Annotated in this window: 9 protein-coding genes; 6 read left to right on the top strand and 3 right to left on the bottom strand. The window is 70.4% G+C overall.

The window, feature by feature from the left end; all coding sequences use genetic code 11:
• Positions 1-76: 76 nt before the first annotated feature.
• Complete coding sequence (locus N7L95_RS26410; protein ID WP_301260611.1) at positions 77-1,150, top strand: acyltransferase family protein; 1,074 nt, start codon at positions 77-79, stop codon at positions 1,148-1,150.
• Between the two features lie 80 nt (positions 1,151-1,230).
• Here the strand turns inward: N7L95_RS26410 and N7L95_RS26405 are convergent, their stop codons facing one another.
• Positions 1,231-1,824, bottom strand: coding sequence for a MarC family protein (locus N7L95_RS26405; RefSeq protein WP_301260610.1), 594 nt, complete (start codon positions 1,822-1,824; stop codon positions 1,231-1,233).
• A 200-nt stretch (positions 1,825-2,024) separates the two neighbouring features.
• On the opposite strand from N7L95_RS26405, the gene N7L95_RS26400 reads away from it, so the two are divergent.
• Positions 2,025-4,688, top strand: coding sequence for a PAS domain S-box protein (locus N7L95_RS26400; RefSeq protein WP_301260609.1), 2,664 nt, complete (start codon positions 2,025-2,027; stop codon positions 4,686-4,688).
• 46 nt (positions 4,689-4,734) lie between these two features.
• On the opposite strand, the gene xerD is transcribed toward N7L95_RS26400, so the two are convergent.
• Entirely contained in the window at positions 4,735-5,634 is a 900-nt protein-coding gene (xerD, locus tag N7L95_RS26395; protein ID WP_301260608.1) for a site-specific tyrosine recombinase XerD, read from the bottom strand.
• A gap of 46 nt (positions 5,635-5,680) precedes the next feature.
• Positions 5,681-6,655, bottom strand: a complete 975-nt coding sequence (locus N7L95_RS26390; RefSeq protein ID WP_301260607.1) for a tripartite tricarboxylate transporter substrate binding protein BugE — start codon at positions 6,653-6,655, stop codon at positions 5,681-5,683.
• 269 nt (positions 6,656-6,924) lie between these two features.
• Between N7L95_RS26390 and N7L95_RS26385 the strand changes: the two genes are divergently transcribed.
• The 4 genes from N7L95_RS26385 (at position 6,925) to N7L95_RS26370 (ending at position 9,518) form a co-directional block, all read left to right on the top strand.
• Positions 6,925-7,827 carry an AEC family transporter gene (locus N7L95_RS26385; protein ID WP_301260606.1) on the top strand — a complete coding sequence of 301 codons (903 nt, stop codon included), beginning with the start codon at positions 6,925-6,927 and terminating at the stop codon, positions 7,825-7,827.
• A gap of 22 nt (positions 7,828-7,849) precedes the next feature.
• Complete coding sequence (locus N7L95_RS26380; protein WP_301260605.1) at positions 7,850-8,293, top strand: GNAT family N-acetyltransferase; 444 nt, start codon at positions 7,850-7,852, stop codon at positions 8,291-8,293.
• Between the two features lie 119 nt (positions 8,294-8,412).
• Complete coding sequence (locus N7L95_RS26375; protein ID WP_301260604.1) at positions 8,413-9,048, top strand: DUF2239 family protein; 636 nt, start codon at positions 8,413-8,415, stop codon at positions 9,046-9,048.
• Between the two features lie 17 nt (positions 9,049-9,065).
• Positions 9,066-9,518, top strand: coding sequence for a DUF1330 domain-containing protein (locus N7L95_RS26370; protein WP_301260603.1), 453 nt, complete (start codon positions 9,066-9,068; stop codon positions 9,516-9,518).
• The last annotated feature ends 20 nt before the right edge of the window (positions 9,519-9,538 follow it).

Below are 9,538 nucleotides of genomic sequence, written 5' to 3'. Positions count from 1 at the left end.
TGGGGGCGCATGCCATCCAACCGGTCATGCGGTGGCGACAATGCCGTCCTACCGGAATTCCAGAATGCACCCACCCATGCCATCCCGCCATCCCGGCCTCGACCTCGCGCGGGGCCTCCTGATGTTCTACATCGTGGCCGTCGTGCACGCGGTGTTCTGGCTCCAGCTGCTGCCCCAGTCCTTCAGTTCGTGGTGGCTGTTCGAGATGCCCGGCATCTTCGTCGTCTCGGGCTACGCCTACTCGCTGTACGAGCGCGCCCAGGCCGGGGGCCGGCCGGGCGGGCCGCAGGGGTCTGGCTACCTGGCCTATCTGGCCGGCCGCGGTGTGCGGGTGCTGCTGCCCTACCTGGTCTACGCCACTGCCTGCGCGCTGCTCTGGCATCAACTGCAGCAACGGCACGATGCGGCTGGGGCGCCCGCCGTCTCGGCCACCCTGCTCGCCTGGCTCAACCCGCTGCGGCACGGCGAGGGCCACACGCTGGGCGTGCTCAACGGCCAGCTCTGGTTCCTGACGCCGTTCCTGCTGGTGACGGCCCTGCTGCCTGTCGTCACCCGGCTCAAGCTGCCCTGGCGACCGCCGCTGTGGGTTTGCATGCTCCTGCTGGCCGGACTGCTGTTCCTGCTCGGCCAGGGCGACATCAAGGGCGGCTACCAGCTGCGCACCACCCTGTTCTACCTGGCCTGGGCGGTGCTCGGCTATGCACTGGATGGCCGGCTGGCCCTCCAGCCGCGCGAGCTGGCGGCCACCGGTGGGCTGGCCATGCTCTGCGTGGCGGGGCTGCATGCGCTGCTGCAGGCGCCGCTCGACATGCAGGACAACAAGTTCCCGCCAAATGCCGTCTTCGTGTTCTTCACCTCGGCCTGGATGTGCCTGCTCCTGCCCTTGGCCCGGCGCATGCCGTCCTCCATGCTGGCCCGCCTGGAGGCAGCCGCCTGGCTGAGGCCGTTCGTGCGCAACGGCTACTCGCTCTACCTGTGGCAGGGCATGGGCTACACCGCCGCGATGGCCGTGGCCGCCCGCCTGCACTTGCCGTGGCCGGCCACCTGGGCGCTGGCGGTGCTATCCACGGTGGCGCTGGGCCTGCTGTTCGCGCCGGTGGAACGGGTGCGGTTGCGCGGCTTCGGCCGGCGGCGGGAGCCGGCGGTCTGAGCGAGGGCTGCCGCCGCCATGCCTTCGGTGGCCGCCGGCTGCCGGCCCAGGCCCGGGGCCTGGAAGGATGCCGGGCGGCCTCAGTCGAAGAAATAGCGCTTCAGCCCCGCCAGGATCATTTCCACCGAGATGGCTGTCAGCACCAGGCCCATCAGCTTCTCGACCGCGCTGACCACGGAGTCGCCCAGCAGGCGGCGAATGCGGTCGGCGGCCAGCAGCACCGCGCCCGACACCACCATCACGACCGTCAGCGCGGTCGCCCATTCCATCAGTCGGTCCGGCTGCCGGGAGGCCAGCAGCAGCACCGTCGCCATGGCCGAGGGGCCGGCCATCAAGGGCACCGCCAGCGGGAAGATGAAGGGCTCGCGATCGTCTTCCGCCGCATAGAGCGATCCGCCGGTCGCGAAGATCATGCGGATCGCGATCATCAGCAGGATCACCCCGCCGGCCACCTCGAGAGAACGCTCCGACAGGTGCATCAGCTGCAAGAAGGCCCGGCCGGAGAACATGAAGGCCAGCAGCACGCCGAAGGCGAGCAGGACTTCCCGCACCGCCACCCAGCGGCGCCGCTCCGGCGCCACGTTGCGCATCACCGAAATGAAGATGGGCAGGCTGCCGAAGGGGTCCAGCACCAACAGCAGCAGGATGAAGGCGGAAACGAAGGTGTGGTCCATGCAGCCATTCTGGCAGGGCTGGCGCGGGCGGTGTGGTGCCAGACCCGTCACGCGGCAGCTGGCGGCGGCCGCAATGCATGCCGCCGCCGCCGGATGAAGGCGGGTCAGAGGGCGGCTTTTCCGGCGATCGCCCGCCACGCCGGCCGGCTACGCTGTGCACCGCCAAGAACCGTCCCCGCAGCCAGCCTCTTCCGTCGACCGTGCGCGCCACCCTCAAGTTCAAGCTGTCATTCGCGACCACCGTGGTCGCGGTGCTGGCTGGCCTGCTGGCGGGCTGGCTGCAGCGCGAGCGCATGAGCCAGGACTACCTCCAGCTGATCGAGCGCCAGCAGGAAACGCTGACCGACGCCACCGCCAACGCGCTGGCGGAGAAGCTGGACATGCAGCTGCGGGTGCTGCAGCGCGCCGCCGAATCGCTCGGGACCGCCGACCTCAACGACCGCAGCGTGGTGCAGCCGCCGCTGGCGGCGGCGGCCACCCTGTTCTCCACCGTCTACCTGGCCGACCTGGAGGGTCGCGTCTCCGCCAGCCGGCGCGACGGCAGCCGGCCGCCGATCGACATCAGCGACCGCGACTACTTCCGCATTGCCCGCGACGCCGGCGAAGCCAACATCTCCCCGCCCCTGGTCAGCCGCCTCAGCGGGCGGCCGGTGGTGTTGATGGCCGCGCCGGTCATCGGGCTGGACGGGCGGGTGCGGGCGGTGCTCGTCGGCTCGCTCGACCTGGAGAACCCGAATGCCATCGGTGCGCTGGGCCGCGCCAAGGTGGGAGAGAGCGGCCACTTCGTGGTCGCCACCCGCGGCGCAGACCCGGTCTATGTCGTGCATCCCGACAAGGAGCGGGTGCTCAAGCCGGTGGCCGCCATCGAGAGCGTGCGCGGCCTGCAGTCCCTGGCAGCCGACGACCCGGCAGCCGCCATCGTCACGCGCCGCTACCTGCGCCAGGTGAACTGGGAGCTGCGCACGGTGCTGCCCGCGGCCGAAGCGATGCGCCCCCTGCAGCATGCCCATGCCGACTTGCTGCGCGAGACCCTGACGCTGGCCTTTGCCTTCGCGCTCCTGGTGTGGGGCGCCACCTGGTGGATGCTGAGGCCGCTCGGCACGCTGGACCGCATCATCCGCAGCCTGCGGCAGGGAGCGCCCCTGCCGGCCAATGCCGTCGTGACCTCCGATGACGAGATCGGCGACGTCACGCGCGAGTTCGTCGGCCTGATGCAGCAGCTGCGGGCCAGCACGGCCGAACTCGAGGCGGTGCACGACGCCTCGCCCATCGGCATGTTCCGCACCGACGCCGGCGGCCGGCTGCTGTATGCCAATCACGGCTACCTGCGCATCTGCGGGGTGGACCGTCACCAGACCGGCAGTGAAGGCTGGCCCGCCTTGCTGGCGGAGGTCGACGAAGCGGCAGAGGTGCGCCAGCGCTGGATCGAGGCCATCGCCAGCGGCCAGCCCTACCAGGGCACGCACCGCCTGCTGCGGCCCGCCGACGGCCAGGCGGTCACCGTCTCGGTGCACGGGGCGCCGGTGCGCGTCGGCGGGGTGCTGGGCGGCTTCGTCGGCACCGTGGAAGACGTCACCGAGCAGCGTGCCATGCAGGCGGCGCTGCAGCAAAGCGAGGCGCGGGTGCGCAGCATCCTGACGCATGCGCCGGACGCCTTCATCAGCATCGATGCCGAAGGCCGCATCACCGACTGGAACCGGCGGGCCGAAACCACCTTCGGGTGGACCGCGGCGGAAGCCATCGGACGCGACCTGGGCGAGCTGATGGTGCCGCCGTCGCAACGCCAGGCCCACCGCCGCGGCCTGCTCCACTTTGCCCACACCGGGCAGGGCGCGGTGGTGAACCAGCGTCTGGAAGTCAATGCGCTGCACCGCGATGGGCGAGAGATCCCGGTGGAGCTGTCGGTGGCGTCGGTGCGCCAGGGCGGCGACTGGGTGGCGCACGCCTTCCTGCACGACATCACCGAGCGCAAGACGGTGCAGCAACTGCTGGCCGACAAGGAAAAGCGGCTGCGCGCCATCACCGACAACCTGCCGGTGCTGATCGGCTACATCTCGCGCGACAGGCGCTACACCTTCACCAACGAGACCTACCGCGACTGGACCGGCTTGGCCCCGGAAAGCATGATCGGCCGCAAGGTGGAAGAGCTGCTCGGCCCCCAGCTGTACGCCCAGCGCCGTGAGCCGCTGGACCGCGCACTGCGCGGTGAGCGCGTGAGCTTCGAAGGCGAGACGGTGCTGGCCGGCGTGACGCGCCAGCTGCACACCGACTACGTGCCGGACATCGATGCCAACGGCCAGGTGGCCGGCATCTACACGCTCAGCTCGGACATCACCGCGCTCAAGGAGGTGCAGGCCCGGCTCGACCAGCTGGCCCGCTCCGACAGCCTGACCGGGCTGCCCAACCGCTACGAGTTCGAGCGCAAGCTGCAGGAGGCACAGGCGCGCTGCCGGCGCAGCGGCCAGACGCTGGCCCTGATGTACCTCGACATCGACAAGTTCAAGAGCATCAACGACAGCCTCGGCCATGCGGCCGGCGACGCGGTGCTGAAGGAGTTTGCGCTGCGGCTCAAGCGCTCGGTGCGCGGCACCGACACGGTGGCCCGGCTGTCGGGCGACGAGTTCGTCATCATCCTCGAAGGCCTGCGCAACCGCGACGAGGCGCAGTTCGTCGCCCGCAAGATCGTGCTGGCGGTGCGCAAGGACTTCAAGGTCGGCCTGCAGGCGTTGAAGGTCACCACCAGCATCGGCATCGCCTGCGATGCCGACGGCCACACCGGCATGGCCGAACTGCTGGCAAGCGCGGACCGCGCCCTCTATGCGGCCAAGGGCGCCGGGCGCGACGGCTTCCACCTGAACGCCTGAGCAGCCGGCCGGCGCCGCGGTCGGGCCGGGCGGCCGCCGGCCAGCCTCAGCCGCGCGGATGGTGGCGGGCGTGCAGCACCTTCAGGCGCTCGCGCGCCACGTGCGTGTAGATCTGGGTGGTCGAGATATCGGCATGGCCCAGCAGCATCTGCACCGCGCGCAGGTCGGCGCCGTGGTTGAGCAGGTGGGTGGCGAAGGCGTGACGCAGCGTGTGCGGCGAAATGGGCGCGCCAATGCCGGCCTGGCGGGCGTACTTCTTGATGAGATTCCAGAACATCTGGCGCGTCATCGCCTCGCCCCGCACGGTGACGAACAGCGCCTGCGACGAACGCAGGCCCAGGATGGCGCCGCGCGCCTCGGCCAGGTAGCGGCGCAACCAGGCATGCGCCTCCTCGCCAAACGGCACCAGCCGTTCCTTGGCGCCCTTGCCCATCACGCGCAGCGCCCCTTCGTCCAGGCCCACGTGCACGGTCTTGAGGGTGACCAGTTCGCTGACGCGCAGGCCGCTGGCGTACATCAGCTCCAGCATCGTGCGGTCGCGCAGTCCCAGCGCGGTGTCCACGTCGGGCGCGGACAGCAGGTCTTCCACCTGGCGCTCGGTCATGGTCTTGGGCACCCGCATCGGCTGGCGGGCGGTACTGAGCTTGAGCGTGGGATCGGCGCTGAGCAGGCGCTCGCGCAGGGCCCAGCGGAAGTAGCGGCGGAACACCGCCAGCCGGCGATTGGCCGAGGTGGCCTTGGTGTCCGCCCGGTGCACCGCGTAGCCGAGCAGGTCAGCCTCGGTGGTGGCGTCGAGCGGCTTGCCGTGCTGCTCGGCGAGCCAATGCACATACAGCGCCAGATCGCGCCGGTAGGCAGCCAGGGTGTTGGCCGACAGGCCTTCCTCGGTCCATACGGCGTCGATGAAGCGGTCGATGCAAGCCTGGCTTTGCTGGAGGGCGGTCATGCGCGGTGGACGCCTGCCGCCGCGTGGGGCGGCAGGCGAGGCAGGGTCACTCGAGCTTCAGCTTCTGCTGTTCGACCACCTTCTTGTAGACCGCGTACTCGGCCTGCGTCTGGGCGGTGAACTCCTTGGGCGTGTTGACGACCACGATGGAGCCGGTCTCCTCGATGCGCTTCTTCACCTCGGGGATCTCCACCGTCTTCTTGACGGCGGCGTAGACCTTGTCCACCACTTCCCTGGGCAGGTTCTTGGGCCCGTGGATGCCGTAGTAGGCCATGCGGTTGACCGGCTCCAGCCCCACTTCCTTGAAGGTGGGCACGTTGGGCAGCACCGCCAGGCGTTGCGGCGCCGCCACCACGATGGCGATCAGCCGGCCGTCCTTGATGAAGGGCAGCGCCGAGGGCAGGTTGTCGAAGATCATCGGCACCTGGCCAGCCACCGTGTCGTTGAGCGCGGGGCCCGCCCCGCGGTACGGGATGTGGGTGACGAAGGTGCCCGAGAGCTGCTTGTACAGCTCCATCTGCAGGTGCCCGATGCCGCCGGTGCCGGAGCTGGAATAGCTGTACTTGCCGGGGTTCTTCTTGAGCTCGGCGAGGAAGCCCTTGTAGTCGCGCGCCGGAAACGACGGGTGCACCGCGATCACATTGGGCGTGGCGGCCACGTTGGTGATGGAGGTGAAGTCGTTCAGCGCGTTGTAAGGCGTCTTGGGATTGATGGCCGGGTTGGACGCGGTGGTCGACACGGTGGCCACGCCGAGGGTGTAGCCGTCCGGCTGCGAGCGCGCGATCTCGGCGGCGCCGATGATGCCGCCGCCGCCCGCCTTGTTCTCGACGATCATGGTCTGGCCCAGCGCAGGGGCGATCTTGTCGGCCAGCACGCGGGCGATGATGTCGGTCGTGCCGCCGGGGGCGAAGGGCACCACCAGCCGCACCGGCTTGGCGGGGTAGGCCTGGGCCCAGGCCGGGCCCGCGGCTGCCAACGCCAAGGGCATCGAAAGTGCGGCCAAGAGATGTCTGCGCTGCATAGAGGAAGTCTCCAAGGTGAGGATTCACGAACTTGCGTCCGGCGGCACGGGCCTGGCGGCCACCGCCTGCACAGGCGACAGCGGTGCATCCTAGCCGGGTTTGAGCCGCGCAGGACACGCACCGCGACAGGTCCTTGCGGATGTGGACGTATGCTCGACGAGGCGGGGCATGCAGGGGATTGTGGGAACTACGAACCCGGGTCTGTCCCGAGGGCCTCATGCTCGCACCCCTGGGCCGCCCGGCCTTCACCTCCTGACGCCGTCTGCCGATGCTCGCCACCGCCCTGCTGCTGTTGCCGGACTTCCTCCTCATCGTCATCGGCTTCGTGCTGTGCCGCTATTCGGCCCTCGACCGTCCGGTGTGGGACGCAGTGGAGCGGCTGGTGTACTACCTGCTGTTCCCGGTGCTGCTGTTCAATGCCATCGTCAAGAGCCCGCTGGACTTCAGCACCACCGCGCCGCTGGCCGGCGCCGGGCTCGGCATCGCGCTGCTCGGCATCGCGTCGTCCTATGCCCTGGGCCGCCTGCCGGGCGTGGACCCGCAGCTGCATGCCTCCGGCGCGCAGGTGGCCTTCCGCTTCAACTCCTATGTGGCCCTGGCCCTGGCCGACAAGCTGGCCGGCCCCGACGGCGTGGCCTGGACGGCGGTGCTGGTGGCCCTGTGCGTGCCGGTGTGCAACTTCGGCGCCGTCTACCCGCTGGCCCGCCATGGCGGGCACCGGTTCTGGCATGAGATTGCGCGCAACCCGCTGATCATCAGCACGGTGGCAGGCCTGCTGGCCAACCTGGGTGGCCTGCGGCTGGGCGATCCGCTCGGCCCGGTGCTCGGCCGCATCGGCCAGGCGGCCCTGCCGCTGGGGCTGATGGCGGTGGGCGCGGGCCTGAAGCTCGGCGGGCTGTGGGCCGGCCCCGGGCTGGCGGCCGGCTTGCTCGGCATCCGGCATGTGCTGCTGCCGCTGGCGGCACTGGGCGGCGTGGTGCTGCTGGGCGTGCCCGAGGCCCAGCAGCCGGTGGTGGTGGCCTTCGCCGCGATGCCCACCGCCTCGAGCTGCTACGTGCTGGCCATGCGCATGGGCGGCAACGGACCCTACACGGCCGGTCTGGTGACGGTGTCGACCCTGCTGGGGATGGCGTCGATCCCGGTGTGGCTGGCGGTGCTGGGCTGGCGGTGAAGCGGTTCATCGGGAGCAGAGCGTGGACCTGATCATCCGGGACGCAGTGGGCGACGACGTGCAGGCCCTGGCCAGCCTGATGGGCGAGCTGGGCTACCCGGCCACTCCCGAGTTGCTGCAGCACAAGCTGCAGCTGTTCGCCGCCGGCGGGCACGACCAGGTGCTGGTGGCGCAGGCGCAAGGCAGGGGGTGCGGGGTGATCAGCCTGCATGTGCTCGACCTCTTCCACGCGCCTGGCCGCCTCGGGCGCATCACCTCGCTGGTGGTGTCCCGGGCGGTGCGGCGACGCGGTGTCGGCAGTCGCCTGCGGGCAGCGGCGGACCAGCATTTCCGAGAGCAGGGGTGCGTGCGCGCGGAGGTCACCAGCGGGGACCACCGGAGCGAGGCGCACGCCTTCTACGAGCAGTGCGGCTACCGGTGCGACGAGCGCCGCTTCGCCAAGGTGGATGCCGAGCGGCTGGACTGACAACCCGGCCCGGGCACTGCGCCGCTTGGCGCCCGGGCGATGAAATATCACCCGGATTTAATTGCCAACCGATTTATACCCGGGTATTATCTGTCCATCGTCACAGCAGGTCCTGCCCCATGAACACCCCCCTTGCCCCCTCCTACACGAGCTTCGACGGCCATCGCCGCCTGGCGTCCGGCTCGCTCTCCGCCAATGCGCTGGCTGTCAAGCAGGCCCTGGAGTCCGGCGCGGCCGGGCCGGTGTTGCTCTTCGATGACAGCACCGGGCGCTCGATCGATGTCGACCTCCGGGGCACGCCGCAAGAGGTGGCGCAGCGCCTGGCCGGGCCGCCCTCCGCGGGCGGTCCGGACGGCGCATCCCCCGCTCCGGCAGACGCAGTGGAGGAGCCGCGCGGGCGCGGCCGCCCGCGGCTCGGCGTGGTGGCCCGTGAAGTCACCCTGCTGCCACGGCACTGGGAGTGGCTGGCGACGCAGCCGGGTGGCGCCTCGGTGGCGCTGCGCAAGCTGGTGGAGGACGCACGACGCGCCAGCACCGACAAGGACCGCAGCCGTCAGGCGCAGGAACGCGCCTACCACTTCATGTCGGCCATTGCCGGCGACCTGCCCGGCTTCGAGGAAGCGACGCGCGCCTTGTTCGCCAACGATCGGCCGCGCTTCAGCCAGCTCATCGGCGACTGGCCCGCCGATGTGCGCGAGCACGCCACCCGCCTGGCCTTTGGCACCAGCGAGGCCGGCAGCCGCCGCGAGGACTGATGGAAGGAGGCTCGCGCATGCCCCTCCCACCCGCTGCCCAGCGCTTCCTGGAGCCCACCCAGGAAGCAGGCCGTGCCTTGGTGATGCGGCATCTGCAGGGCGAGGTCGTGATGCTCAACCTGCTGAGGCTGCGCGACACCGCGGACTACTCGGCCACGCCCGGGCTGGCCCCCGTCCTTCCCGTCAGCGGCGCCGAGGCGTTCCGGCGGTATGTCGAGCACACCCTGCCCTACCTGCGGGAATCGGGCGGCGAGCTGCTGTTCCTTGGCAGCGGGGGTGCATTTCTCATCGGCCCGCCCGAGGAGCGATGGGACGTCGCCATGCTGGTGCGGCAGGCCAGCGTGCAGTCCTTCCTCGCCTTTGCCTCGCACCCCGGCTACCTCGCCGGCATCGGGCACCGCACTGCCGCCATCGAGGACGCCCGCCTGCTGCCGCTGCTCGAGACGGGAAGGGACGGTTCGGGTCGCTGACGCGGTCGAGGCAGCGTCCC

Source organism: Eleftheria terrae (assembly GCF_030419005.1).
Classification (GTDB): domain Bacteria; phylum Pseudomonadota; class Gammaproteobacteria; order Burkholderiales; family Burkholderiaceae_C; genus Caldimonas; species Caldimonas terrae.
This window is presented reverse-complemented; position numbering and strand designations above follow the sequence as displayed.